Consider the following 25,257-nt stretch of genomic DNA (forward strand, 5'->3'; position numbering starts at 1 on the left):
GCAGGTCTGCGACCCCATTGCTTGGAAGAATTTGCCGCGCTCAGTTCTCGCCGACGGCGGCTTCCGCTGCCGCGATCTCGGCCTTGCGCTTGGCAATCGCGTCGCCGATCGGCGGGCCTTTGAAGCGGCGGCGCTCGAAACCGAACCAGACGACGGCAGTCAGCGCGAGGAAGCCAACGGTGATGATACCGGCCCAGTCGTTCGGCGGCTGGATGCCGAGCACGAAGATGATGATCATCGCGATGATCGACAGCACGGCAAACAGCTTGAACAGCCCTTCCCCGAGGTTCCACGGACCCATCTTGTCCCACTTCGCTGTACCCCACGCGAAGAGACCAAGCGTGATCGGGATCGCGAAGGAGAAGAACAGGAAGATGACGGTGCACGAGACGACGATGGTGTAAACTGGCGTATCGCCGATCGACGCCAGTGACGACCCCCAGACGAACAGGACGGAAAGAACGGATCCGGTCCAGATCGCAGCGACGGGCGTGCGGTATTTCGGGCTCACGCGTGAGAGAGCCTTGGAGGCCGGAAGGCCACCATCACGCGAGAAGGCGAAGATCATGCGCGAAACCGAGGTCACGGTTGCAAGACCGCATAGCCACTGGCTGATGAAGATCAGCAGGTACAGGATGTCCTTGACGATGGGATTGACCCGGGCATCCATCGCCCAGAAGAACACGTTCCAACCCTGCTTGGCGGCATCGTCCATGTTCGGCAGCATCAGCACGAACGAGCAAAGCATGATGTAGCCGAACAATGCCGACCAGAGAACGGACGCCACCATGCCGCGCGGAACGGAATGAGCGGCCTTCACGGTTTCTTCCGAGGTGTGAGCCGAGGCGTCATACCCGGTGATCGTATAGATCGGCAGCAGGAGGCCCAGCGCGAAGACCCAGAAGGTCGAGACCTGCGGCCAGACCGGCGCACCCGTTGCCGAACCGTCGGCGGCGACCGTCGCCAGGCCGGAATAGTTGGTAAACGTGAAAAGCCGGGCGAATTCATAGGAAGGTGCGGCAACCAGGCACACGACCGCAAGGGCGACGGAAGTCGCAAAGATGAGGTAGCCGGAAAAGTCCGTGAGCTTCGCTGTCAGACCGATACCCATATGGTTGACGAGTGCCTGAAGGCCGGTGATGACCACCAGGAACAGGATGCGCACCGGCGTGGTGTCGGTCATGTTGAAATAGCCGCCGAAAGCACCCACGAAGAAATAATAGGTGCCGACATTGATGGCGCCGAGCACGGTGACGAGGCCGAGCAGGTTGAACCAGGCGGTCAGCCAGCCGGTGAAGCGATTGCCGAGGATCGAGCCCCAGTGATAAAGGCCGCCCGCCGTCGGATAGGCCGAGCTGATCTGTGCCATTGCTATGGCGAAAACGAGCGATATGAAGCAGCCGACCGGCCAGCCGATGCCGATCGCGGCGCCGCCGGCGCCTGATGTCGCCTGGGCGAGCGAATTGATACCACCCGAAAGAATGCAGATGATCGAGAAGGACACGGCGAAATTCGAGAATGAACTCATGCGCCGTTCCAGCTCCTGGGCGTAGCCCATGGAGTGCAGGATCTGGACATCCTGCTTCTTGTCTAACTCTGAATAATCAGACATGCCATTCCCCCTAAAGCCCGGTTGTCCGCGGGATTGCGGAGAACCATGTGTCACATGAGCCGCTGGCTCTTGCCATGCGGCCCGATCGCAGTTGAACTGCTCCCCGGGGTCTTTTTCTTTATGCTCAGGCTTCCAGACTGCTCTGGAGAAGCCCCGTCAGATAATCGGCCACGACCCCTTGGCCGACGTCATCGTGAATGAGGTCGTTGCGGACCTCGATCATTACATTATGCAGGCTATTGGCGATCCCATGCAGCTTCAGCGTATGGGTAACGCCGTCTTCAGGCCCGTAAGGCTGGTTGCGTTCGGTGCGGTAGAGCGGCGCTTCAGCTGCCGCATCCAGCATGCGATCGGCCAGCCAACGGTCCTCGTCATGCAGAATGCCAAGCTCCACCGCGCGCGGATTGCCATTATAGATCGGCGTGAAGCTGTGAATTGTCACGATCACGGTTTTTTGTCCGCGTTCGGCCCTTTCTTTCAACAGGGTCCTGATCCCGTCGTGGAACGGTATGTAAAGGCCTTGCGTGCGTGCGTGCCGGTCTGCCTCGTCCAGATGCTGATTGCCTGGGATCGTATAGATTTCGCTCGTCTCCGGCATGGCGCCTGCACTTTCCGGCGGCCGGTTGCAATCATAGATCAGACGCGAGAAACGCTGAGAGACCAGCGTCGCATTCAAGCTGGCGGACATTCTTCTTGCAACCGCCAGTGCGCCCGGATCCCAGGCAATATGACTGGAAAGCGCCTCGGCGGAAAGCCCGAGATCCCCGAAGCGCTCGGGGAGAGCGCGGGAAGCGTGCTCGCAGACAAGCAAAATCGCACTGCTTCCATCCGGCCTTTCGACCGAGACACAATCGCCATCCGCCTTCGTCAAAATGCCTTGCTGCGCAAGCATCGGAGACGCCCCATTGCCGATTAATAAAATCTTATAAGAAAAGAATTCTTCAGGTTTTTGCCGCTGTCAATCGAAAACTGAAATTATTTCTTCATTTGTGACATTGACTCGAAATATGACAGCGTTGTTATATCGTTGCAGGAAAGCGGCATAAGACCGTTCCGGGGAGCAAAAATCGAGTGAACACTGCGTCGAAGACAGTTTCTGACGTGATCAACGCGCGCTTCGAGACGCTGACGCGCGCCGAAAAGCAGCTCGCCAAGAGCCTGCTCGACAATTATCCGGTTTCAGGGCTCGGCAGCATCACGACGGTTGCCGAAAATGCGCGCGTTTCGACGCCGACGGTCGCGCGCATGGTGCAGAAACTCGGATACAAGGGGTATCCGGACTTCCAGGCCCATCTTCATCAAGAGGTGGAAGCGACGATCTCCAACCCGCTGACGAAGCATGATCGCTGGGCATCGAACGCGCCAGGCACGCATATTCTCAATCGCTTCGCCGACGCCATCATGAATAATCTTCGCCAGACGCTTTCGGATATCGATGCCGCGACATTCGACGGCGTCGCTGCCCTGCTATCCGAAAGAAAGCGTGGGCTCTATTTCGTCGGCGGACGCATCACGGGCGCGCTTGCCGAATATTTCTTCACCCATATGCAGGTCATCCGCCCGAACACGACGCTGCTCTCCTCCAATTCCAGCACCTGGCCGCAATATGTTCTGAATATGAATCCAGGCGACCTGCTCGTGATCTTCGACATCAGGCGCTACGAGCAGGAAATGGTCAATCTGGCAGCCGCCGCCCGCCGGCGCGGCGCCGAAATCATCGTCTTCACCGACCAGTGGGCCACACCGGCGGCCAAACATGCAAGACACACGTTCCGCGTGCAGATCGAGGCCCCCTCTGCCTGGGATTCGTCGGTCGTTACTCTCTTCATCGTCGAGGCCCTGATCGAGGCTGTTCAAAGCTCGACATGGGATGAGACGAGCAAGCGCATGAAAACGCTCGAGGGCCTTTTTGAACAAACAAAATTGTTTCGCAAGCTGAGTTAAGAAGGAAGCGAAAGCATAAAATAACGTCTCGCGAAGCGATGTGAAATGCAGCGACTGTCATACTTGTTGATTAGAAGCAAAATCATCTTCGTTGTTAGCAAACGCAACGCTTTGAAACCGTCACACAACCTTCATGTTACGTCATTAACAGCAACGCCAGACACTGAAAACCCAGAAGGAGGAAATGCAGTGACCTCGAAAATTCATCGTCTTCTGACCATCTCTACCGCAATGCTCGTCGCTTCGACGGCTATTGCGGCCGCAGAGCCGAGCGCCGATCTCATCGCCGCTGCCAAGAAGGAAGGCACGCTGACCACGATCGCCCTGCCCCACAACTGGTGCGGTTACGGCGATCTCATCGCTGCGTTCAAGGCAAAGTACGGCATCGACGTCAACGAGCTGAACCCGGATGCCGGTTCGGGCGATGAAGTCGAAGCAATCCGCGCCAACAAGGGCAACACCGGCCCACAGGCTCCGGACGTGATCGACGTCGGCCTCTCCTTCGGCCCGACCGCCAAGAAGGAAGGCCTGCTGCAGCCTTACAAGGTCTCCACATGGGACTCCATTCCGGACAGCGCCAAGGATTCCGAAGGCTACTGGTATGGCGACTATTACGGCGTTCTCTCGTTCGTCGTGAACAAGGACGTCGTAAAGAATCCGCCGAAGGACTGGGCCGACCTGCAGAAGCCGGAATATGCCAACACCGTTTCGCTCGCCGGCGACCCGCGCACCTCGAACCAGGCCGTCCAGGCCGTTTACGCAGCCGGCCTGGCTGCTGGTGAAAAGGATGCCGCCAAGGCAGGCGCTGCCGGTCTCGACTATTTCGCCAAGCTCAACAAAGCAGGTAACTTCGTTCCGGTCATCGGCAAGTCCGCTTCGCTCGCCCAGGGCGCAACCCCGATCGTCATCGCATGGGACTACAATGGTCTCTCCTGGCGCGACAGCCTGAACGGCAACCCGCCGGTTGACGTCACCGTTCCGGCTTCGGGCGTTATCGCTGGTGTCTACGTCCAGGCGATCTCGGCTTTCGCTCCGCACCCGAACGCCGCCAAGCTCTGGATGGAGTTCCTCTATTCCGACGAAGGCCAGATCGGCTGGCTGAAGGGCTATTGCCACCCGATCCGCTTTAACGATCTGGCAAAGAACAAGAAGGTCCCGCAGGAACTTCTCGACAAGCTGCCGCCGGCTGCCGCCTATGAAAAGGCCGTCTTCCCGACGCTCGACGAGCAGGCTGCCGGCAAGACCGCCATCACCACGAAGTGGGACTCTGTCGTCGGTTCGAACGTACAGTAATCACAGCTGACTTGACCTCCCCGCTTCGGCGGGGAGGTTTTTCCTTTTTGACGCCGCGGATTGGGCCAATCATGAGCACCGTCACAACATCAACGGCCAGTTCCACCCCCATGATCAACAGACGCGTGGTTGTCGACTGGCTGGGCATCGCGCCCTTCCTGATTTTCGCGCTGCTGTTTCTGATTCTGCCGACGATCTACCTCGTCGCCGGCGCTTTTCTGACGCCGGATGGGAGCTTTACGCTCAAGAATATCGCCGACCTGTTCGCGCCGACGATCATGAGCGCTTATTGGATCAGTATCAAAATCTCGGCCGCTTCGGCGCTTGGCGGTGCGATCATAGGTTTTTACCTTGCCTGGGCACTCGTGCTTGGCGGTCTTCCTCCCTGGATCCGCCACGCCTTCCTGACCTTCTCGGGCGTGGCATCCAATTTCGCCGGCGTGCCGCTGGCCTTCTCGTTCATCGCGACGCTAGGCCGTCAGGGCCTGGTCACCATATTGCTCGCTCATTTCGGTTTGAACCTTTATTCGACCGGCTTCAATCTTTTGAGCTTCCTCGGCCTTACCATCACTTACATGTACTTTCAGATTCCCTTGATGGTATTGATCATCACGCCGGCACTCGATGGCATGAAGAAGGAATGGCGCGAAGCTGCCTCCATTCTTGGCGCAACCAACAGGCAATATTGGCTGATGGTCGCCCTGCCGATCCTGTGGCCCAGCCTGCTGGGCACGACGCTACTGCTCTTCGCCAATTCTTTCGGCGCCATCGCGACCGCAATTGCCCTCACCGGCAGCTCGCTGAATATCGTTCCGATCGTGCTCTATGCGCAGATCCGCGGCGACGTGCTGCACAACGCCAATCTCGGCTATGCGCTGGCACTCGGCATGATCGTCATCACCGGCATATCGAACGTCATCTATATCTTGATGCGCATGCGCGCTGAACGGTGGCAGAAATGAAGCTGCAAAAACTCTTTGCCTGGATCGCGGTTGCCATCGGCCTCATCTATTTCCTGGTGCCGCTCATCGGTACGTTGGAATTCTCGTTGCGCATGCGGCGCGGCGCCTACAGCTTCGATGCCTATGCTTCGGTCTTTTCGGACTTCACCTTCCTGACCGCCTTCGGCTTCTCGATGTTGATGGCACTTCTGACCATCATCTTCGGCATGCTTCTCGTCGTGCCAACCGCATATTGGGTGCGACTGCGGCTGCCGCAGCTTCGCCCCTTGGTTGAATTCATCACGCTGATGCCGCTGGTCATTCCCGCCATCGTCATCGTTTTTGGTTATCTCCGCCTCTATAATTCGTCGTCGATCCTGCCGCTGACGGGCTATAATTCCACGACGAACATTCTGCTTGTCTGTTCCTACATTGTTTTATCCCTGCCCTATATGTATCGTTCGGTCGATACGGCGATGCGTACCATCGATATCGGCACGCTGACGGAAGCAGCCGAAAGCCTTGGTGCAAAATGGACAACCATCATGTTCAAATGCATCTTTCCGAATGTCATGAGCGGTGTGCTTTCCGGAGCGTTCATCACACTCGCGATCGTCATGGGTGAATTCACCATGGCGTCGCTGCTCAACCGTCCGGCGTTTGGGCCCTATATGCAGCTTGTCGGAGCTAACAAAGCCTATGAGCCGTCTGCGTTGGCGATCATCGCGCTCGCTGTGACTTGGCTCAGCATGGCTCTTCTCCAGCTGGTCTCCCGTTTCTCAAAATCCGCTCCGATTAAGGCGTAAGGTCCCCGCTATGGCTTTTCTCGAACTCACCCACATCAAGAAGTCTTTCGGCGACGTTCACGTCGTTCACGATTTCAATATGCAAATCGAGAAGGGAGAATTCATCTCCTTCCTCGGACCGTCGGGCTGCGGCAAGACGACCGTGCTGCGCATGATTGCCGGCTTCGAGGCCCCGACCGCCGGCACGCTGACGATCAACGGCAAGGATCAGCGCCACTTGAAGCCAAACCAGCGCAACATCGGCATGGTGTTCCAGGCCTATGCGTTGTTTCCGAACATGACGGTCCATGACAACGTCGCCTTCGGCCTCAAGGTCGCCGGCATGGCGAAGCCCGACATCGACAAACGCGTCAAGGAGATGCTTGCTCTCATCAAGCTCGATCATCTCGCCAGCCGCTACCCCTATCAGATGTCCGGCGGCCAGCAGCAGCGCGTGGCGCTGGCCCGCGCCATCGCCGTCAAGCCTCAGGTTCTCCTGCTCGATGAGCCGCTGTCGGCACTGGATGCGAAGATCCGCGTGTCGCTGCGCGAGGAAATCCGCGCTATTCAACAGCAGCTCGGTATCACTACTGTCTTCGTAACGCACGACCAGGAAGAGGCCCTGTCGATCTCTGATCGCATCGTCGTCATGAATGCCGGCCGCGCCGACCAGATCGGTTCGCCTTTCGAAATCTACAACACCCCGGCCACCCGCTTTGTCGCTTCCTTCGTCGGCACGCTGAACCTCATCGAAGGCAAGGTCGTGGATCCCAACAACAACCGCATCACGATCGGCGATCAGGATGTCACGCTCAAGCAATCGGTCACCGCCTACAAACCTGGTGATACGGTATCGCTGGCTCTGCGCCCGGAAGCAGGCTCATTGGCCGAATCGGCCAAGGGCGATACGGCCCTGACCGGTGAAGTCTCCTCGGCTCACTTCCTTGGGTCGGTCATCCGCACCCGCATGAATGTCGCCGGCAACACCATTTCCTTCGATATGTTCAACAGCCCCGGCATGATGCCTCCGAGCGTCGGCGAAAAGGTGACGCTGCGCTTCGCATCGTCCGACCTGCTCGTCATTCAGGATTGAGCACGCCTCTGCGTCGCAGGGAAACTTTGAAAAATTATTCGCAAGCGCCGGGTCAAAAGCCCGGCGTTTTTCTTTGATTTCCATGAGGGAAAGCATCTATAGTCCACGCGTTCTCAGGGCGGGGTGCAATTCCCCACCGGCGGTATGGGGAGTTTCCTCGAGCCCGCGAGCGCCTTCCGGGCTTCGGAAGGGTCAGCAGATCCGGTGAAATGCCGGAGCCGACGGTATAGTCCGGATGGAAGAGAGCAAGCCGGGTTGCACCCTCCCTCGCGCGGAGAGTGCTGCAATTCTGCGTGTTCGCCCAAGGGATATTTGACAACAACCCTTGAAAGGCAAATTCATGACCATTTCGATTTCTACCCAGCCGAGCCGCGTTGCGATCATTCGGGCTCGCTGGCATGCCGACATCGTCGATCGTTCGGTCGACTCCTTCATTGCCGAATGGCAGACGACGGAAGGCGCGTCGCCGATCGACATCTTCGACGTCCCCGGCGCGCTTGAAATTCCGCTGCATGCGCAGACGCTGGCCCGCAATGGCCGCTATTCCGCAATCGTTGCCACCGCTTTCGTTGTCGACGGCGGCATCTATCGCCATGAATTCGTCGCCAACACGGTTCTTGATGCCATGATGCGCGTCCAGCTCGATACCGGCGTGCCGATCCTCTCGGCAGTCCTGACACCGCATCACTTCCAGGAGTCGGAAGCGCATATCCAGTTCTTCAAGGAACATTTCATCATCAAGGGCCGTGAAGTAGCAAGCGCCTGCCGCCATATTCTCGCGGAACGGGCCAAGCTGCTGCCTGCAGTCACGGTCTGAGCCAGCATAGTGGAGGCGCGGTGAAGGCCCGCCTCCATGTCCACAAGGAAGAAACGTCAGTGACCGTCCTACGCATCGTCCCAAACCTGCCCGCCGCCGATCCCGACACCGCTCGCCTTTTCTATCAAGACCTACTCGGCCTCGATATCGTCATGGATCACGGCTGGATCCTCACTTTCGCCTCTGAGGCGGCAACGGTTCCGCAGATCAGCATCGCCAGCGAAGGCGGCTCCGGCACGATCGTCCCCGATCTCTCAATTGAAGTCGACGACGTCGATGCGCTTTATCAGCGAGCCACATCCCTGGGCTTCGGCATATTGTATGACCTGACGGACGAGCCTTGGGGCGTTCGCCGCTTCTATGTCCGCGACCCCTTCGGCAAGGTGATCAATATCCTTTCGCACCGCTGAGGCTGACATAGGCGGGCGCTTTTGCCTCAGCTATCGGCAAGATCGTCCCAAACTGCTATCGCAGATCCACGTTGAAGGTGATCCGCTCCGCTGACCACATCGACTCCGAATAGGTGATCGGCACCCCGTCCGCATCCGCGTCCAGCTTGCGCGTGATAAGGAGCGGTGTGGATTTCGGCTGCCGCAGAAGCCGCGCCTCTTCCGCCGTCGGCATGCGCGCCTCGATCTCCGTCGACAGTCGCTCGTAGTCGGTAACGCCGTAGCTGGCGAGCGCTGCCGAAATCGTTGGATGTTGCAAGCGCGCCTTGTCGAAATCAGGGAAGCGCACGGCCGGATAATAGGAATCCCCCAATTCTATGGGCACACCATCAGCCGTCATCACGCCACGTCGATGAATGACCGGCGCACCCGCCACAAGCTTCAAATAGGCAGCGACTCGTTCCGTCGCCGCCACGATCTCGTGAACGAGCAATTCGCCGCCCGGCTCGAAGCCCTGCTCGATCAGGTTCTTGGAAAAGCGCGTGCGCTTCGACAGCGTATAGTCGAGCACGCCCTTATGAACGAAGGTTCCCCGCCCCTGCTCGGCGCGGACCAACCCACGCTGCTCCAGGCGGCCCAGTGCCTGACGCACCGTGAAGCGGCTGACGCCGAAACGCCGCATCAGCTCGGGTTCGGTCGGTAATTTCTCTCCGGGCACGAAAGTCCCGGCGGCGATATCGGCCGCCAGGATTTCGCCGATCTGATGCCAGAGCGCACTGCCGCCCTTTCGATCGATCGTCTCCATGTCAGACGCGCTTTTCGAGCCGGAACAAAAGCTTGTATTCGGCCGGGTAGCTCAAGGCATCGAGAATGCTCGGATAATATTTGCGGTCCTTCGTTGCACGCACGAAGCCGTCATAGCCGAAACGTTTGACGGAGACATCGAAGCCGGCTGCCGTGAAGGCTTCGATATAGTCCTGCGGGGACCGATCCTGCATCGGTGCATTGCTGTTGTCGCCGATGAGCTCGAGCCATTTCGGCCAGAGCGGCATCTCGTTGTGGCATCCGGTCACAGCGTAATAGACGCCGCCATTGCGCATGACCTGGAACATCTGTTCGGCGTGCTGTTTCAGCTCCGGCAGCAGATAGATCACCTCATAGCTGAAAGCGACATCGAAACTATCGGCGAAGGGCGACAGGTCGGTCGTCACATGAAACTGCAGCGGCATATTGCCAACAGCCTCGACCGCAGCAGCCACCGACTCCGAAGCGATATCGATGCCGACGCCGTGCCGGAACGGCCGGATGCCATAGAGCAAGCGCAGGAAACCGCCGCGATTGCAGCCGAAATCCAGGATCGTCTTTGAGGAGAAATCACGCTCCGGCACCGTTTCGATGAAGTGCCGCCAATAGGGGCTATGCGATTCCGCCATTGCGGTATCACCCTGCGGGTCCTTGTGCCAGGTGGCGTAGATAGATGCTGCGTTTGCCATGATGTGCTCGCTGTTGGAGTGGACTGAGTTTGAGATAGCGCAGCTTCACGACAATAGCATGAATTCGTCCGGACGACTGGAGTATTTATTTGGCGCGCCACGCCCGTCGAGATCCGCTGCTATGCGCAATCCACCATCCATTGCACGCCGAACTGATCCGTCAACTTGCCGTAATAGCTGCCCCATGGCTGGAGAGCGAGCGGCGTCGTCACTTTGCCGCCCTCAGCCAATCGGGCAAAAATACTGTCGGTGCTGTCGCGATCATCCATGACAAGGATATGAGCAGACCCCCGCATCGGCTCCGCGTCGTGATTGTCGGATGCGAAGAACAGCACGCCCGGCCCCTCGAACCGCGCATGCATCACCCTTCCCCGCATTGAATCGTCAGACAATGGCGTTCCATACGCACCATGCCGGACCAATAGCGTCACCTGGCCGAGCCCGCAGGCGGCATAGAACGCAAGAGCTTCCTCGCAATGCGTCGTGAAAAACAGATAATTGGCGAGTTGCATGTCCTGCCTCCTTTTCGTTGTCGGACGAGCGGCCCACGCGGCCGCCCGGTATTAAAGCCAGTTACATCACCTCAGACGTGATTTGCTGCGGTCTCATGCGCTGCGGCATTCGCAATGGCGCCGACCAGATCGGCATTGCTGTAGCTTTGTCCTGCGATGCCCCAGGCGCCCTCGGGCGCATAGACTATATTCGACCAGATATGCTCACGCTTGATCCGCCCCTCGGCCGCCTGCTCGACGACATCGGTTACTCTTGCGATGAAATCGCGCTTGGCTTCGGCGGTCGCGAGTGCGATTTCGGGCAGCTTAAGTTCGATGAAGGCAGCGACAACGGGCTTTCCGGCCGCCAGTACGTGCCCGGCTGGAAGCACATTGATCGTGCCGATGACATTTGCCGTCATGAAAGCATTTCCGGTCAAGCCGGCAACATCGAGGACTGCATCCGTCAATCCGGCAAAAGCTTGCGCCTGCGCTTCGGACGAAAGCAGCCCCTCGGGTATGGTGAGCGTAATAGGCATGGGACATCTCCTTGTTGGACCTGCGACGGTAATTGATATATACCGATCACTCTTTAACGATACACACCGATCACTCTCTATACAAGCAATAAAGAGAGATCACTCTCAATGGAGATAGCAATGCGCTACAGCGCCGAACATAAGGAAGAGACCCGGACGCGGGTCGTCGCGGCTGCAGGACAAGTCTTTCGAAAGGAAGGCTATGGCGGCGCGGGCATCGACGCGCTGACGAAAGCAGCCGGCGTTACCAACGGCGCCTTCTACGGACACTTCAAGTCCAAGAGCGAAGCGTTTCGTACAGCTGTCGTGGAAGGATTGGAAGAGTTGCGCCAAGGGATCCTGGCACTCAGGGAAAACCAGCCGAAAGACTGGCTGAAGGCGCTTGCCAGCTTTTATCTCGGCTACAAGCGGACTTGCGATCTCGGCGACAGCTGCACGCTGCCAAGCCTTTCCCCCGATGTGATGCGCGCCGACGAGGAAACCCGCCGCATCTATACGGTGGAGTTGAGAAAACTTATCGCGGATGTCACAGCTGGCCTGCCTGAAAGCACAAGTTCCGCCGAAACACCGGCAGAGGATCGTGCCATCCTTCTCCTGGCAACGCTGAGCGGCGGTCTAACGCTTGCCCGCGCCGTCTCCGATCCCGCGCTTTCCGTCCAGATTGCCAAAGTCATTGAGCGAGCCGCTTTGGCGGCGGACAATCCTTTGCACCCGCAAGCGAAATGATGATGCATCCAAGCCGTGGCAGACAGCTGAGACGAAGCTAGCCGTGTCGTCTCAGCGAAACCAACTTACGCCCGGATCGCCTTGTCGTTCGCATCGAAGCGATGCATTTGGTTCGTGTCCGGCGTCGCATAAACAATCTCATCCGGCTCGTATTTGTGTTCGCCGAAGAGACGCGCGGTGAGAAGGCCGGTAGCCTCGGATTCGAGATAGATGATCGTATCGGCACCGAGATGTTCGACATGGATGACCTTGGCGGCCCATGAGCCCTGATCACGCGACAGCGTGATATGCTCGGGACGGATGCCGACAGTCTTGGCACCGCTTTCTCCCAGCTTCTCCGCCGGAACGAAATTCATCTGCGGCGAGCCGATGAAACCGGCGACGAAGACATTGGCCGGACGGTTATAGAGCTCCATCGGCGAGCCGATCTGCTCGATCGCGCCGGCGTTGAGCACGACGATCTTGTCGGCAAGGGTCATCGCCTCGACCTGATCGTGGGTGACATAGATCATCGTTGCCTTCAGGCTGCGGTGCAGACGAGCGATTTCCAGGCGCGTCTGCACGCGCAAGGCGGCATCGAGGTTCGACAGCGGCTCGTCGAACAGAAAGAGCTCCGGCTCGCGCACGATGGCGCGGCCAATGGCGACGCGCTGGCGCTGGCCGCCGGAAAGCTCGGCCGGCCGACGCGCCAAGTAGGGCTCGAGCGACAGCATACCGGACGCTTTGCCGACACGGCTCTCGATCTCGTCTTTCGGAGTGCCGGCCTGCTTCAGGCCCAACCCCATATTGTCCTTCACTGTCAGGTGCGGATAGAGCGCATAGGATTGAAAGACCATCGAGATACCGCGCTTTGCGGGCGGCGTTACCGTCACATCCTCACCGTTGATCAGCACCGCTCCAGAGGTCACATCTTCGAGACCGGCGATGCTGCGCAAAAGGGTCGACTTGCCGCAGCCCGAAGGGCCGACGAAGATGACGAATTCGCCATCCTTCACCTCGAGATCGATGCCCTTCAGCACATCATGCGTACCGTAGGCCTTGCGAATGGATTTCAGTTGAAGCGATCCCACAGTCTCTTATCCTTACAAATAAACGGGCTTGCCGGTGCGCACGCTCTCATCGGCGGCGAGGCAGATGCGCAATGATTGAACGGCGTCTGCCATATGACGATTGAGGTCGATATTCTCGCGAATGGCCTTCAGCATGAAGGCCTGCTCGAAGTCGCAAAGCTCCTGATGGCCCGGCTCGCCATCCATATGCAGGTCGCGATCCGGCTGGATGAATTGGCCGCTCGGCCCTGTCTCGGCATTGTGCAGCCGAATGACCGATGTTTTGGTATGCATGTCGATATCATCGGACTTTGCGTTCTGATCCATGACGATCGAGACCGAGCCGTTCGGCGACATCACATCCTTCACGAAGAAGGCCGTCTCCGAAATCATCGGTCCCCAGCCTGCCTCGTACCAACCAACTGAACCATCCTCGAAAATCACCTGCAGGTGGCCGTAATTATACATGTCTGGCTTCACCTCGTTCGACAGGCGAAGGCCCATGCCGCGCACCTCGACCGGCTTGGCATCGGTGATCTGGCACATGACGTCGACATAATGCACGCCACAATCGACGATCGGCGAGGTCGTTCGCATCAGCGCCTTGTGCGTCTCCCAGGTAGGGCCGCTCGACTGCTGATTGAGGTTCATGCGGAACACATAGGGGCCGCCGAGCTTGCGGGCCTCGGCGATCAGCCGCATCCACGAGGGATGGTGACGCAGAATATAGCCGACCGCCAGTTTCTTGCCGGCTTTTGTCGCAGCAGCGACGACGCGCTCGGCATCCTCGACCGTCGTTGCCAGCGGCTTCTCGACGAAGACATGGCAACCCGCCTCGAAGGCCGCGACGGCATAATCGGCATGGCTGTCGGAATAGGTATTGATGGAACAAAGATCAGGCTTCAGTTCCTTCAAGGCAGTTTCGAAATCCGGGTGGATCGTGTAACCCCGCAATTCCTCCGCCAACTCGGGCTTCGAGCGATTGACGAGGCCGACGATCTCGAAACCGGGATTGTTATGATAGGCGAGCGCATGGCTGCGGCCCATATTACCGAGGCCGGCAACAAGAACGCGGATCGGTTTTTCGGATACGCTCACTTGACTGCTCCGGAGGTAATGCCACGAATGAGTTGGCGCGAAAAGATGACGTAGAGGACGAGGATCGGCAGGATGGCGAGCGTCAGTGCCGCCAGCACCGCGTTCCAGTTGGTGACGAACTGGCCGATGAAGATCTGCGATCCAAGCGTCACGGTTTTTGTCGCCTCGCTTGGCGCCAGAATCAGCGGGAACCAGAGGTCGTTCCAGATCGGAATCATGGTGAAGACCGCGACTGTCGCCATGGCAGGACGAACCAGCGGCAGGACGAGCCGGAAGAAGATGGCGTATTCGCTGAGGCCATCGATCCGGCCGGCATTCTTCAGGTCGTCGGACACCGTCCGCATGAACTCGGACAGGATGAAGATCGCCAGCGGCAGGCCTTGGGCGGTATAGACGAGGATCAGAGCCGTCAGCGTGTTGACGAGACCGGCGGCAACCATGCCCTGCAGGATCGCGACCGTGCCGAGCCGGATCGGGATCATGATGCCGATCGCCAGATAGAGCCCCATGACCGTGTTGCCGCGGAAACGATATTCCGACAGCGCAAAGGCAGCCATGGCGCCGAACAGTAGCGTCAGGATGATCGAGACGATCGTCACGATGAAGCTGTTCTGGAAATAGGTCAGGAAATCCCCCTGCTTCAGAACGGTGTCATAGCCGACCATGCTGAAGGAAGATGGCGTCGGGGCGCTCAACGGCGCGCGGAAGATCGATGCGCGATCCTTGAAGGAGTTGATAACGGTCAGGAACACCGGAAAGATGGCAATCAGCGTATAGGCGATGAGCGCCAGATGCACGAGGCCGGTGCGGACAAGCGAAGTGCGTGCCTTGGACATGGGTCGCGCCCTCAGAACTGGTAGCGGCGGATGCGCCGCTGGACGATGAAAAGATAGAAGGAAACCCCGGCCAGGATGATGAGGAACATCACCGTCGCGATCGTGGCGCCCATCGAGCGGTCCCCCAGCTGCAGCTGGAAGCCGAAGAAGACGCGGTAAAGCAGCGTGCCGAGAATGTCGGTGGACCCATCCGGCCCCGCCAATGCGCCTTGCACGGTATAGACAAGGTCGAATGCGTTGAAATTGCCGACAAATGTCAGGATCGAGATAATGCCGATCGCCGGCAGCACCAGTGGCAGCTTGATCTTCCAGAACTGGCTCCAGCCGGTGATGCCATCGCATTCGGCGGCTTCGATTACCTCTTCCGGAATGTTGAGCAGGGCAGCATAGATCAGCATCATCGGAATGCCGACATATTGCCAGACCGAGATCAGCGCGACGGCGATCAGCGCCGTGCTGGGCTTACCGAGCCAAGGCGCGAAAAGCGATTTCAGGCCGATCACGTTCAAAAGCTCGGGCGCAACACCCCATAGCGGCGAAAGGATCAGCTTCCAGATGAAGCCGACGACGACGAAGGAGAGCAGTGTCGGCAGGAAGATCGCGGTACGATAAAAGGCGACGAAGCGCAATTTCGGCAATGACAAAAGCGCGGCCAGCGCGACGCCGATGGGATTCTGCACGCACATATGGATGGCGAAGAAGAGCAGGTTATTGCGCAGCGCATTCCAGAAATCATGCGACCAGCGTTCGTCGCCGAACAGGACCTTGAAATTGTTCAGGCCGACGAAGACGGATTGATTGTCAACGACGTTGTAAAGCGACAGCCGCAAGGTCTCGATCAGCGGCAGGATCATGACCGCCGAATAGACGACAAAGGCGGGGAAAAGGAAAACGAGGATGTGCCAGCGCTTGGAGCGCCTGATCGGCATGATCTCAAGGGCATCTGATGTCGCAGCGTCGCTCATGGCTTTCTGCCTGTTTTTCTTGGCTGCATGCCGACGCAGCAGCTCTAAGGTTCAAATCCACCCGCAGTTACGGCTTATGGCCGAAGTGAAGCGGTATCGGGTGTGTCGAATGCAAAGGCGAGGCGATCGCCGGTTCGATTATCGAAACAATGAAAAGGGCGAGGAGCCCGTAAGGTCCCTCGCCCGCGTGATGCCGCTATTTACTTGCCGGGCTTATACCAGCTGTCGAGGCCCTTCTGGAGCTTCTCGGCAGCCTTTTCCGGCGTATCCGTGCCGTTGATCACGTTTGCGGATTCGGTCCAGGTTTCATTTTCCAGATTCGGTGTACCACGCGACAGGATCTGATAAGTGGAGCGAACGGTCGACTTGTGATTGTCGCGCCAGGAGACGAATTCCTGCGCAAGGGCATCGCTCATCTTTACCGGATGCGAGTTCAGGCTGAAGAAGCCAGGCAGCGAGTTAGCATAGATGTTGGCAAACTCGTCGGAAGCAACCCAGCTCAGGAACTTCTTGGCTTCTTCCTGATGCTTGCTCTTGGCGTTCAGACCGACGCCGATATCCGGATGGTCGGAGATGTAAGCCGTATCGCCAGCTTTTGCGACCGGCGGCGGGAATGCGCCCATCTTGAACTGCGCCTGGGTGTTGAAGAGAGAAATTTCCCAGGAGCCGGCCGGATAGATCGCAGCCTTGCCAAGCGTGAAGAGGTTTTGGCTGTCGGAATAGCTTTGTGCTTCGAAACCATCGCCGAGATAGGGCTTCCACTTGGCCAGCTCCTTGTAGGGATCGACCCACGCGGCGTCCGTCAGCTTTTCCTTACCTGATATCAGCGCCTTACGGCCGTCTTCGCCCTTCCAGTAGTTCGGACCGATGTTCTGGTAGCCCATGGTTGCGGCTTCCCAAAGATCCTTCGTGCCCATGGCCATTGGAATGTAGGTGCCGTCAGCCTTGATCTTGTCAAGAGCGGCAAAGAACTCGTCGCGTGTCGCCGGCACCTTCAGGCCGAGCTTGTCGAAGGCATCCTTGTTGTAGATGAAGCCATGGATGACGGACGCCATCGGCACGCAGAAGGTCGACTTTCCATTGTCGGTGGACCAGGCGGCCTTGGCGACAGCAGAAAAGTTCTCCATGCCCTTCAGGCTCGTCAGATCGACAAGGTGCTTCTTGTTGAAAAGGTCGAGCGAGGCATCGAACGGACGGCAGGTGATGATGTCGCCTGCGGAGCCTGCGTCAAGCTTGGCGTTCAGCGATGCATTATATTCGGTCGGAGCCGTCGGCGAGAAAACGATCTTGATGCCCGGGTTCTTCGCTTCGAAAGCCGGGATGATCTTTTCCTGCCAGATCTGCAGATCGTCGTTACGCCAGCTTTCAACCGTCAGCGTCACGTCGGCCGCATGCGCCACGCCGACCGAGGTCAGCAGGCTCGATGCAAGAAGCAAGCCTTTCAGAACATTGGTTTTCATTTCCCTCTCCTGTTTTCCGCGCCATAGCAAGGCGCTGTTTTCGATCTGAAATCCGCTGGCCTGTCCGAGGAAACGGTCAGCGCTCAACTGGAATCGCCAAAAATTGCCGATCCCCATGCAAGAGACGTCACAGGCATTGCGCCCGATCGGCCCGATCAATTGCCGCCCACCGCCAAAGGCAGCGATGCTGCAAGAACCACCCGGGAATTTCATGACGAACGCCGAAGCGAGATCCTCCTGATCCGAACGGCTTGGGACAACGACGAGATGCGCGCCTTTCCGCTTCACCTACCGGCTGTTGTTATTTTGCCGGTCTTGCCGATGTCCGTTCGTATTGTTCCCTTGCTACGAATTAAGGCCAAAAAAATACCAATTGTCCAGCCGATTTTAACTTTCGCATATAAAAATATCGGAGAGCATAAATTACTTCATATATTTCAAATAGATAACAGAAAACAAAAATGAACGTGTCGCCTATTGGTAAATGGTATTTTTTTGGTATTGTATGGAAAAGCGGGGAATGGACGGCATCCGGAGGCATGATGGGGCAGTTTGCAATTGGTATCGATGGCGGCGGAACAAGTTGCCGGGCAGCGGTTATAGACAGTACCGGGCAAGTGCTCGGCACCGGCAAGGCCGGCGCGGCAAACATCCTCTCCGACCTGGAAAACTCGTTGATCCACATTGTCGCCTCGGCAAAACAGGCGCTGATCGACGCGAAACTGGATCCGGAACTGCTGCAGAAGCTGCCTGCGGTTATCGGAACCGCCGGAGCCAACGTAGGCAATTATGGCAAGCGGGTTGAAGGCGCCCTGCCCTTTGCGAGCGCGCACGTGGTCACCGATGCGACGATTGCGCTTCAGGGGGCGCTCGGCGACGCTGATGGAATCATCGGCGCATTTGGCACCGGCTCTGTCTACAACGCCCGCCGCGATGGCAAGAGCTGGGGGATCGGCGGCTGGGGCTTTGTCATCGGCGATCAGGCCAGCGGCGCACGCCTCGGCCGCGACCTGCTCGAGCGAGCCCTTCTCGCGCGTGATGGCGTGATGACGGGCTCGGCACTGACCGCATCGATCATGGCCGAATACGGCAACGATCCGGAACGGGTCGTCGAATTTGCGCACGTATCGAAGCCCAAGGATTTCGCCCGCTACGCTCCGATCGTGTTCGAATATGCCGGACTGGAGGATGTCGTCGCCATCGATATCGTCAGGATGGCGGCGAAATCCATAACCGACAGCCTCGACGCATTGCTTTGGCCGGGATGCCCTTCGATCTGCCTTCTCGGCGGCCTCGCCCTGGCCTATCGTCCCTGGCTTGATGAACGGCACAAGGCGATTCTCGCCGAGCCCAAGGGCGATGTCTTGCGCGGCGCCGTGGAGCTGGCAGCAAAATTGCTGCTGGGTGGAGAGGGAAACAGGGCATGACCGAAGATTTGAGCGCGATCTTCTCGCCGAAGCGCCTTTCTGGAGGCGGCACGGGGCCGCTATATGTCAAGCTGCGGCGCACGCTCGAAGAGGCCGTGAAGGTCGGAACGCTGAAACATGGCGACGCGCTTCCGCCGGAGCGTGACATCGCCGAATTCGCGGCGGTCAGCCGCGTCACCGTGCGTAAGGCGATCGACGATCTCGTCGCCGAAGGCATTCTGGTGCGCCGCCACGGTTCCGGCACCTTTGTCGCAAAGCCGGTATCCAAGGTGGAGCAACGCCTGTCGCAGCTCACGTCCTTTACCGAGGACATGGCGAGACGCGGGATGACCGCTCGTTCGGAATGGCTGCACAAGGGCGTGCACACGCCCTCCCCGGACGAAATGATGATTCTCGGCCTTGCAGCCGACACCAAGGTATCGCGGCTGAGCCGCCTGCGCATTGCCGACGACCAGCCGCTCGCGATCGAGCACGCCAGCGTTTCCGGTGAGTTCCTGCCGGATCCGTCGGTGGTGACGACATCGCTCTATGCGGAACTGGAGAAGCGGCAGGTGCGTCCCGTCCGCGCCGTTCAGCGCATCTCCGCGACCAACATGAAAGAGACCGATGCGGGGCTGCTTGGCGTCCCGGTGGGAGCGGCCGGCCTCTCGATCGAACGTATCTCCTATCTCGGCTCCGGCCGAGCAGTCGAATTCACGCGATCGCTCTATCGCGGTGATGCCTATGATTTCGTCGCGGAGCTGACGATAGGGGCTGCCTAGAGCAATTCCAGGAAAAGTGCGCAGCGGTTTTCCGTCCGGATTTGCGAGAAAACAATGAGCTAGAGCAGTCCTGCGATTCCGTGAAAAGCTGAACCGCTCTAGCGTAAAGCTGAACCGCTCTAGCGTAAAGCTGCGAAGCAGAAAGGAGTCCCGGAATCAAAAAAACGCCGCCCCAGCTTGAATAGCTGGGGCGGCGTTTTCATGAAGAATCAAATTCCAAGCAAAACAGTTTAAGCCATTGAAACAGTTGACAATCAGGCCGCTGCGTCACGCTTCTCAGGTACATAGTTGAGAACCGGACCCAGCCAGCGCTCCACCTCGGCAACCGGCATGCCCTTACGGGCAGCATAGTCTTCGACCTGATCGCGCTCCACCTTGGCGACACCGAAATAGTAGGAGGACGGATGGCCGATATAGAGGCCCGAAACGGACGAGCCCGGCCACATGGCGTAGCTTTCCGTGAGCGTTACACCAGTCGTCGCTTCGGCATCCAATAGACGGAAAAGCGTACCTTTCTCGGTATGGTCGGGCTGCGCGGGATAGCCAGGCGCCGGCCGAATACCGGCATAAGCTTCGAGAACCAGTTCTTCGCTCGAGAAGTTTTCGTCCGCGGCATAACCCCAGAACTCCCGCCGCACCCGCTCGTGCATCCGCTCTGCGAAGGCCTCGGCAAAGCGGTCGGCCAGCGCCTTGACAAGGATCGACGAATAATCGTCATTCGCCCGTTCGAAACGCTCGGCGATGGCGACTTCCTCGATGCCGGCCGTGACGACGAAGCCACCGACATAATCGCCCATACCGCTTGAAACCGGTGCCACAAAATCCGACAGAGCTACGTTCGGTCGGCCGTCGCGCTTCGACAACTGCTGACGCAGCGTATAGAAAGTCGCAAGCTCCTCGCTGCGGCTTTCATCCGTAAACAGCCTGATATCGTCGCCGACCGCACCCGCCGGCCAGAAGCCGATGACCGCGCGTGGGCGGAACCAGTTTTCCGCGATGATCTTCTCCAGCATCGCTTGCGCGTCGCTATAGAGCTGCCGAGCCGCCTCGCCCTGCTTCTCGTCCTCCAGAATGGCGGGGAAACGACCCTTCAGCTCCCAGGTCTGGAAGAATGGCGTCCAATCGATATATTTCGCCAGCTCGGCAAGATCATAGCTCTCGAACACCTTGGTCCCGAAGAACTGCGGCTTAACAGGCTTGTAGCTCGACCAATCCACCTTCTCGGCATTCTCGCGTGCCCTTGCGATCGGCAGGCGCACCTTTTCCGCTTCGCTGCGGGCATGGGCTGCAGCAACCTTGGAATATTCGGCCCGGACGGTATCGATATAGCCTTGGCGCGCTTCCGGCGACAGCAAGGCGGATACGACGCCGACAGCGCGGCTCGCATCCGTGACATAGACCGTCTGGCCGCGATGATAGCTCGGATGGATCTTCACCGCCGTATGGACGCGACTGGTGGTAGCACCGCCGATAAGCAGCGGAATATCGAATCCCTGCCGTTCCATCTCGGAGGCAACATGCACCATCTCGTCGAGGGACGGCGTGATCAGCCCCGACAAGCCGATGATATCGACCTTCGCGGCGACAGCCGTTTCCAGGATCTTCGTGGCCGGCACCATGACGCCAAGATCGATGATTTCGTAATTGTTGCAGGCAAGCACGACGCCGACGATATTCTTGCCGATATCGTGCACATCACCCTTGACGGTCGCCATCAGTATCTTGCCAGCGGCTTGACGTTCGCCGCTGCCGCCATTGGCGAGCTTCTCGGCTTCCATATAAGGCAATAGCACGGCAACAGCTTGCTTCATGACGCGGGCAGACTTCACCACTTGCGGCAGGAACATCTTGCCCGAACCGAAGAGATCGCCGACGACGTTCATACCGGCCATCAGAGGCCCTTCGATGACGTGCAATGGCCGCTCGGCAGACTGACGCGCCTGTTCCGTATCGGCTTCGATATATTCGGTAATGCCATTGACCAGCGCGTGTTCGAGCCGCTTCTCCACCGACCACTCGCGCCAGGAAAGATCCTGGGCCTTGGCCTCCTTGCCGCCAGCACCACGGAAACGCTCGGCAATTCCAAGCAGGCGCTCAGTGCTGTCTGGCCGGCGGTTGAGCACGACGTCTTCGCAGGCGTCTCGCAATTCCGGGTCGATATTGTCGTAAACCGCAAGCTGACCGGCATTGACGATGCCCATGTCCATGCCGGCCTGGATGGCGTGGTAGAGGAACACGGCGTGCATAGCCTCGCGGACAAGTTCATTGCCGCGAAACGAGAAGGACAGGTTCGACACGCCGCCGGAAATATGGACCAGCGGCATCGTCTTACGGATCGTCCGCGTCGCCTCGATGAAATCGACTCCGTAATTATTGTGCTCTTCGATACCCGTTGCGACGGCGAAGATGTTCGGATCGAAGATGATATCTTCCGGCGATAGGCCCGCCACTTCCGTCAGCAGCTTGTAGGCACGCGAGCATATCTCGACCTTGCGCTCATAGCTATCTGCCTGCCCCTGTTCATCAAAGGCCATGACAACAACGGCCGCACCGTACATGCGCATCAAGCGAGCCTGCTTGAGGAAGTTCTCCTCGCCTTCCTTCAGGGAGATCGAATTGACGATCGGTTTGCCCTGCACGCATTTCAGGCCGGCCTCGATGATCGAAAACTTGGAACTGTCGATCATCACGGGAACACGGGCGATATCCGGCTCGGCGGCAATGAGATTGAGGAATTCCACCATAGCCTTCTCGGAATCGATCAGGCCCTCGTCCATGTTGATGTCGATGATCTGTGCACCGTTCTCGACCTGATCCCGGGCGACGGCAAGTGCTGCCGTATAGTCGGCATTGGTGATCAGTTTGCGGAATTTTGCCGAGCCGGTGACGTTCGTGCGCTCGCCAACGTTGACGAAGGGAATGTCCTTGGTGAGCTCGAAAGGCTCCAGGCCGGAAAGCGCCATGAAGGGGCGATGCTCTGTGAGCTTGCGCGGCGGATACTTGGAGACCGCCTGAGCGATAGCGGCGATATGCTCAGGCGTGGAACCACAGCAGCCGCCAACGATATTGACGAGTCCTTCGCGCGCAAATTCTTCGACCTGCGCCGCCATCATCTGGGGCGTTTCATCGTACTGACCGAATTCGTTCGGCAGACCGGCATTGGGGTAAGCGCAGATGAAAGTATCCGCAGCAGCCGAAAGCTCCTGCAGATGCGGCCGCATGGCATTGGCGCCGAGCGCACAATTAAGCCCGACAGTAAAGGGGCTGGCATGGCGCACAGAATTCCAGAACGCCGAAGGTGTCTGACCTGACAGCGTGCGGCCGGAAAGATCGGTGATCGTGCCTGAAATCATCACAGGCAAATGGATGCCTTTGGCCTCGAAGCGCTCCTCGCAGGCGAAGATCGCCGCCTTGGCGTTCAGCGTGTCGAAAATCGTCTCGATCAGAATGATATCGGCGCCGCCGTCGATAAGGCCATCGATCTGCTCGCCATAGGCCAGGCGCAGATCATCGAAGCTGACAGCACGATAGCCGGGATTATTGACGTCGGGAGAGATCGAAGCCGTACGATTGGTCGGGCCGATGGCACCGGCGACGAAACGGCGCTTGCCATCCTCACGCTCGGCGCGGATCGCCGCGCGGCGGACGATCTCGGCGCCCTCCTTGTTGAGGTCGTAGACCGCACCTTCCATCTGGTAATCCGCCTGCGCAATGCTGGTGGAGGAGAAGGTATTGGTCTCGAGGATATCCGCACCGGCTTTGGCATAGCGATAATGAATATCTTCAATCGCATCGGGCTGGGTCAGGATGAGGAGGTCGTTATTGCCCTTCTGGTGGCACGCGCAGCCGATGAACCGATGGCCGCGAAACTGATCCTCGTCGAAGCCGAGGCCCTGGATCTGCGTGCCCATGGCGCCATCAAGCACGAGGATTCGTTCGCTCGCCGCCTTTCGCAAAGCTTCGAAAATCGCGCCGCCATCGCGCTTCGTCGTCTCGGAACCAAAAAGAGTGTCAAACATAAGCGAATTCCTCTGGCCTGATTGCGACTCCACAATCAGATCACATAAAGATATCTTTATGTCAACATATCTACGCTCATGTTTGGCATAGCGCAAGCACGAGTTCCTTCAGGAAAAGACGGACCGGACGAATTGCCGCCCGACCATGGACAACGCGGGGGGAGCGACACAGTTTCATCCCATAACGCCATGACAGCGCTTTCGGGCGGCGCTATACGGTTCTGGAAAAGAATCCAAGGAGGACGGCATGAACATACAGGTTGAACCCGCAGCGCTCGGAAACTGGAGCACCCGCGCCTACCACAGGCGCTGGCTGCTCGATCAGGCCGATGCGCTCTTTAATTTCTTCCAGTATCGCGCCGTCAATCCTAAGGGCGGCTTCTATGAAATGGACGATACCGGCAAACCGCTGGATAAGGCCAATCCCGTGCGCGGTATCCACTCGACGGCCCGCATGGTGCACTGCTTCTCGATCGGATCGCTGCTCGGCCGCCCCGGTGCGAACGAGATCGTCGACCATGGGATGAATTATCTATGGAACCATCATCGTGACACGAAGCATGGTGGCTATGTCTGGTCGCTGAACAATTATGGCCCTGTCGATTCCAGCAAGCAGGGCTATGGTCACGCTTTCGTGCTGCTTGCGGCGTCTTCCGCCAAGACGATCGGACACCCGCTGGCCGACGGCATGCTCGCGGATGTCACGGAAATTCTGAATACGAAGTTCTGGGAAGCAAAGCACGGCGCAATTGCCGAGGAATTCAACCAGGATTGGTCGTTGATCGACGGCGGCAGCTATCGCGGCCAGAATTCCAACATGCACCTAACGGAAGCGTTGATGGCTGCCTTCGAGGTCACGGGGGAAAAGTCGTATCTCGATAAGGCCGAAAGCATCGCGGATCTCGTCATCCGGCGCTCGGCTGGATCCGTTGGCTGGCGTGTTGCCGAGCACTTCAACGCCGATTGGGTGCTCGACAAGAATTATCGCGGCAATGAGATGTTCCGCCCGTCAGGCACGACGCCGGGGCATTGGCTGGAATGGGCGCGTCTCATCCTGCAGCTTTGGTCGCTGGGAGAAAAGCGGCACGACTGGATGCCGGACGCCGCCAAGGGCCTCTTCTCGCAATCCATGTCCCTGGGTTGGGACAATGACAAAGGTGGCTTCTTCTACACACTCGACTGGGAAGATACGCCGGCCAAACGCAACAAGCTTTGGTGGCCTGCCTGCGAAGGAGCAGGCGCCGCTCACTATCTGAATGAATACGTACCGAGCGACTTCCACGAAGAAAGCTATCGCAAGATTTGGAGCGTGATCGGCCGAGCTTTCATAGACCACACCAATGGCGGCTGGCATGAAGAGCTGACAGAAGGTCTCGTTCCGGCTCACACGCTGTTCCCGGGCAAGGGAGATATTTACCACGCCTTGCAGGCGTGCCTGATCCCTCTCTTCCCGGCAACAGGCAGCCTCACCAAGGTCATAGCCGAGGCTGGCGGCAAAATCTGAGATTGGCGGCGGCGT

General features: G+C 58.4%; 24 protein-coding genes and 1 riboswitch. Of the genes, 12 read left to right on the forward strand and 12 right to left on the reverse strand.

What is annotated here, in order from left to right:
* Positions 1-40: 40 nt before the first annotated feature.
* On the reverse strand, positions 41-1,612 hold the full coding sequence (locus HGP16_RS23370; protein WP_168842387.1) for an amino acid permease: 1,572 nt from the start codon (positions 1,610-1,612) through the stop codon (positions 41-43).
* A 124-nt stretch (positions 1,613-1,736) separates the two neighbouring features.
* Positions 1,737-2,504, reverse strand: a complete 768-nt coding sequence (locus HGP16_RS23375) for an N-formylglutamate amidohydrolase (protein WP_168842388.1) — start codon at positions 2,502-2,504, stop codon at positions 1,737-1,739.
* A gap of 179 nt (positions 2,505-2,683) precedes the next feature.
* Between HGP16_RS23375 and HGP16_RS23380 the strand changes: the two genes are divergently transcribed.
* The 7 genes from HGP16_RS23380 (at position 2,684) to HGP16_RS23410 (ending at position 8,895) form a co-directional block, all read left to right on the forward strand.
* On the forward strand, positions 2,684-3,556 hold the full coding sequence (locus HGP16_RS23380; protein WP_168842389.1) for a MurR/RpiR family transcriptional regulator: 873 nt from the start codon (positions 2,684-2,686) through the stop codon (positions 3,554-3,556).
* A gap of 189 nt (positions 3,557-3,745) precedes the next feature.
* Positions 3,746-4,849 carry an ABC transporter substrate-binding protein gene (locus HGP16_RS23385; RefSeq protein ID WP_168842390.1) on the forward strand — a complete coding sequence of 368 codons (1,104 nt, stop codon included), beginning with the start codon at positions 3,746-3,748 and terminating at the stop codon, positions 4,847-4,849.
* A 71-nt stretch (positions 4,850-4,920) separates the two neighbouring features.
* Positions 4,921-5,811 carry an ABC transporter permease gene (locus HGP16_RS23390; RefSeq protein WP_168842391.1) on the forward strand — a complete coding sequence of 297 codons (891 nt, stop codon included), beginning with the start codon at positions 4,921-4,923 and terminating at the stop codon, positions 5,809-5,811.
* Positions 5,808-6,596 carry an ABC transporter permease gene (locus tag HGP16_RS23395; protein WP_149634870.1) on the forward strand — a complete coding sequence of 263 codons (789 nt, stop codon included), beginning with the start codon at positions 5,808-5,810 and terminating at the stop codon, positions 6,594-6,596. Before HGP16_RS23390 ends, HGP16_RS23395 begins: the two co-directional genes overlap by 4 nt.
* Positions 6,597-6,606: 10 nt before the next feature.
* Positions 6,607-7,668, forward strand: a complete 1,062-nt coding sequence (locus HGP16_RS23400; RefSeq protein WP_168842392.1) for an ABC transporter ATP-binding protein — start codon at positions 6,607-6,609, stop codon at positions 7,666-7,668.
* Positions 7,669-7,773: 105 nt separating this feature from the next.
* Positions 7,774-7,919, forward strand: a riboswitch (FMN riboswitch).
* Positions 7,920-8,008: 89 nt separating this feature from the next.
* Positions 8,009-8,485: a 6,7-dimethyl-8-ribityllumazine synthase gene (locus HGP16_RS23405; protein WP_168842393.1), complete on the forward strand. Its 477-nt coding sequence runs from the start codon at positions 8,009-8,011 to the stop codon at positions 8,483-8,485.
* A 59-nt stretch (positions 8,486-8,544) separates the two neighbouring features.
* Positions 8,545-8,895, forward strand: coding sequence for a VOC family protein (locus tag HGP16_RS23410; RefSeq protein ID WP_168842516.1), 351 nt, complete (start codon positions 8,545-8,547; stop codon positions 8,893-8,895).
* Between the two features lie 55 nt (positions 8,896-8,950).
* On the opposite strand, the gene phnF is transcribed toward HGP16_RS23410, so the two are convergent.
* The 4 genes from phnF to HGP16_RS23430 all read right to left on the reverse strand — a co-directional run bounded on the left by phnF (position 8,951) and on the right by HGP16_RS23430 (position 11,397).
* Positions 8,951-9,679 (reverse strand): phosphonate metabolism transcriptional regulator PhnF, encoded by a 729-nt coding sequence (gene phnF / locus HGP16_RS23415; protein WP_168842394.1) that lies wholly within the window; start codon positions 9,677-9,679, stop codon positions 8,951-8,953.
* A 1-nt stretch (position 9,680) separates the two neighbouring features.
* Positions 9,681-10,367, reverse strand: coding sequence for a bifunctional 2-polyprenyl-6-hydroxyphenol methylase/3-demethylubiquinol 3-O-methyltransferase UbiG (locus HGP16_RS23420; RefSeq protein ID WP_168842395.1), 687 nt, complete (start codon positions 10,365-10,367; stop codon positions 9,681-9,683).
* 119 nt (positions 10,368-10,486) lie between these two features.
* Complete coding sequence (locus HGP16_RS23425) at positions 10,487-10,879, reverse strand: VOC family protein (RefSeq protein WP_168842396.1); 393 nt, start codon at positions 10,877-10,879, stop codon at positions 10,487-10,489.
* A gap of 71 nt (positions 10,880-10,950) precedes the next feature.
* The gene (locus HGP16_RS23430; RefSeq protein ID WP_168842397.1) at positions 10,951-11,397 is read right to left on the reverse strand and encodes a tautomerase family protein; all 447 of its coding nucleotides are present in this window, start codon (positions 11,395-11,397) and stop codon (positions 10,951-10,953) included.
* A 120-nt stretch (positions 11,398-11,517) separates the two neighbouring features.
* Here HGP16_RS23430 and HGP16_RS23435 point away from each other — a divergent pair, with 120 nt between their 5' ends.
* Complete coding sequence (locus HGP16_RS23435) at positions 11,518-12,123, forward strand: TetR/AcrR family transcriptional regulator (RefSeq protein WP_168842398.1); 606 nt, start codon at positions 11,518-11,520, stop codon at positions 12,121-12,123.
* Between the two features lie 65 nt (positions 12,124-12,188).
* On the opposite strand, the gene HGP16_RS23440 is transcribed toward HGP16_RS23435, so the two are convergent.
* The 5 genes from HGP16_RS23440 to HGP16_RS23460 form a co-directional block, all read right to left on the reverse strand.
* A complete protein-coding gene (locus HGP16_RS23440; protein WP_168842399.1) occupies positions 12,189-13,193 on the reverse strand; it encodes an ABC transporter ATP-binding protein in 1,005 nt (334 codons plus the stop codon).
* 12 nt (positions 13,194-13,205) lie between these two features.
* Entirely contained in the window at positions 13,206-14,270 is a 1,065-nt protein-coding gene (locus HGP16_RS23445; RefSeq protein WP_168842400.1) for a Gfo/Idh/MocA family protein, read from the reverse strand.
* The gene (locus tag HGP16_RS23450) at positions 14,267-15,106 is read right to left on the reverse strand and encodes a carbohydrate ABC transporter permease (RefSeq protein WP_168842401.1); all 840 of its coding nucleotides are present in this window, start codon (positions 15,104-15,106) and stop codon (positions 14,267-14,269) included. The genes HGP16_RS23445 and HGP16_RS23450 overlap by 4 nt, the downstream gene beginning before the upstream one ends.
* An 11-nt stretch (positions 15,107-15,117) precedes the next feature.
* Complete coding sequence (locus tag HGP16_RS23455) at positions 15,118-16,071, reverse strand: carbohydrate ABC transporter permease (RefSeq protein ID WP_168842402.1); 954 nt, start codon at positions 16,069-16,071, stop codon at positions 15,118-15,120.
* Between the two features lie 200 nt (positions 16,072-16,271).
* Positions 16,272-17,531, reverse strand: a complete 1,260-nt coding sequence (locus HGP16_RS23460; protein ID WP_168842403.1) for an ABC transporter substrate-binding protein — start codon at positions 17,529-17,531, stop codon at positions 16,272-16,274.
* Positions 17,532-17,690: 159 nt separating this feature from the next.
* Here HGP16_RS23460 and HGP16_RS23465 point away from each other — a divergent pair, with 159 nt between their 5' ends.
* The 3 genes from HGP16_RS23465 to HGP16_RS23475 all read left to right on the forward strand — a co-directional run bounded on the left by HGP16_RS23465 (position 17,691) and on the right by HGP16_RS23475 (position 19,719).
* Positions 17,691-17,996 (forward strand): hypothetical protein, encoded by a 306-nt coding sequence (locus HGP16_RS23465; RefSeq protein WP_168842404.1) that lies wholly within the window; start codon positions 17,691-17,693, stop codon positions 17,994-17,996.
* 77 nt (positions 17,997-18,073) lie between these two features.
* A complete protein-coding gene (locus HGP16_RS23470) occupies positions 18,074-18,958 on the forward strand; it encodes a BadF/BadG/BcrA/BcrD ATPase family protein (protein WP_168842405.1) in 885 nt (294 codons plus the stop codon).
* Positions 18,955-19,719, forward strand: a complete 765-nt coding sequence (locus HGP16_RS23475) for a GntR family transcriptional regulator (protein ID WP_168842406.1) — start codon at positions 18,955-18,957, stop codon at positions 19,717-19,719. The genes HGP16_RS23470 and HGP16_RS23475 overlap by 4 nt, the downstream gene beginning before the upstream one ends.
* 254 nt (positions 19,720-19,973) lie before the next feature.
* Here the strand turns inward: HGP16_RS23475 and metH are convergent, their stop codons facing one another.
* Positions 19,974-23,738 carry a methionine synthase gene (gene metH, locus HGP16_RS23480; protein WP_168842407.1) on the reverse strand — a complete coding sequence of 1,255 codons (3,765 nt, stop codon included), beginning with the start codon at positions 23,736-23,738 and terminating at the stop codon, positions 19,974-19,976.
* A gap of 247 nt (positions 23,739-23,985) precedes the next feature.
* Here metH and HGP16_RS23485 point away from each other — a divergent pair, with 247 nt between their 5' ends.
* The gene (locus tag HGP16_RS23485; RefSeq protein WP_168842408.1) at positions 23,986-25,242 is read left to right on the forward strand and encodes an AGE family epimerase/isomerase; all 1,257 of its coding nucleotides are present in this window, start codon (positions 23,986-23,988) and stop codon (positions 25,240-25,242) included.
* Positions 25,243-25,257 lie beyond the last annotated feature (15 nt).

Source organism: Rhizobium sp. P40RR-XXII (assembly GCF_012641405.1).
Lineage (GTDB): Bacteria > Pseudomonadota > Alphaproteobacteria > Rhizobiales > Rhizobiaceae > Rhizobium.

What these genes read in the sequence shown, in the direction of transcription:
- HGP16_RS23435 (WP_168842398.1), top strand. Translation starts at nt 11,518, where the DNA reads ATGCGCTACAGCGCCGAACATAAGGAAGAGACCCGGACGCGGGTCGTC.
- HGP16_RS23370 (WP_168842387.1), bottom strand. Translation starts at nt 1,612, where the DNA reads ATGTCTGATTATTCAGAGTTAGACAAGAAGCAGGATGTCCAGATCCTG.
- HGP16_RS23405 (WP_168842393.1), top strand. Translation starts at nt 8,009, where the DNA reads ATGACCATTTCGATTTCTACCCAGCCGAGCCGCGTTGCGATCATTCGG.
- metH (WP_168842407.1), bottom strand. Translation starts at nt 23,738, where the DNA reads ATGTTTGACACTCTTTTTGGTTCCGAGACGACGAAGCGCGATGGCGGC.
- phnF (WP_168842394.1), bottom strand. Translation starts at nt 9,679, where the DNA reads ATGGAGACGATCGATCGAAAGGGCGGCAGTGCGCTCTGGCATCAGATC.
- HGP16_RS23485 (WP_168842408.1), top strand. Translation starts at nt 23,986, where the DNA reads ATGAACATACAGGTTGAACCCGCAGCGCTCGGAAACTGGAGCACCCGC.
- HGP16_RS23395 (WP_149634870.1), top strand. Translation starts at nt 5,808, where the DNA reads ATGAAGCTGCAAAAACTCTTTGCCTGGATCGCGGTTGCCATCGGCCTC.
- HGP16_RS23430 (WP_168842397.1), bottom strand. Translation starts at nt 11,397, where the DNA reads ATGCCTATTACGCTCACCATACCCGAGGGGCTGCTTTCGTCCGAAGCG.
- HGP16_RS23475 (WP_168842406.1), top strand. Translation starts at nt 18,955, where the DNA reads ATGACCGAAGATTTGAGCGCGATCTTCTCGCCGAAGCGCCTTTCTGGA.
- HGP16_RS23400 (WP_168842392.1), top strand. Translation starts at nt 6,607, where the DNA reads ATGGCTTTTCTCGAACTCACCCACATCAAGAAGTCTTTCGGCGACGTT.
- HGP16_RS23455 (WP_168842402.1), bottom strand. Translation starts at nt 16,071, where the DNA reads ATGAGCGACGCTGCGACATCAGATGCCCTTGAGATCATGCCGATCAGG.
- HGP16_RS23460 (WP_168842403.1), bottom strand. Translation starts at nt 17,531, where the DNA reads ATGAAAACCAATGTTCTGAAAGGCTTGCTTCTTGCATCGAGCCTGCTG.
- HGP16_RS23375 (WP_168842388.1), bottom strand. Translation starts at nt 2,504, where the DNA reads ATGCTTGCGCAGCAAGGCATTTTGACGAAGGCGGATGGCGATTGTGTC.
- HGP16_RS23470 (WP_168842405.1), top strand. Translation starts at nt 18,074, where the DNA reads ATGGGGCAGTTTGCAATTGGTATCGATGGCGGCGGAACAAGTTGCCGG.
- HGP16_RS23390 (WP_168842391.1), top strand. Translation starts at nt 4,921, where the DNA reads ATGAGCACCGTCACAACATCAACGGCCAGTTCCACCCCCATGATCAAC.
- HGP16_RS23425 (WP_168842396.1), bottom strand. Translation starts at nt 10,879, where the DNA reads ATGCAACTCGCCAATTATCTGTTTTTCACGACGCATTGCGAGGAAGCT.
- HGP16_RS23450 (WP_168842401.1), bottom strand. Translation starts at nt 15,106, where the DNA reads ATGTCCAAGGCACGCACTTCGCTTGTCCGCACCGGCCTCGTGCATCTG.
- HGP16_RS23420 (WP_168842395.1), bottom strand. Translation starts at nt 10,367, where the DNA reads ATGGCAAACGCAGCATCTATCTACGCCACCTGGCACAAGGACCCGCAG.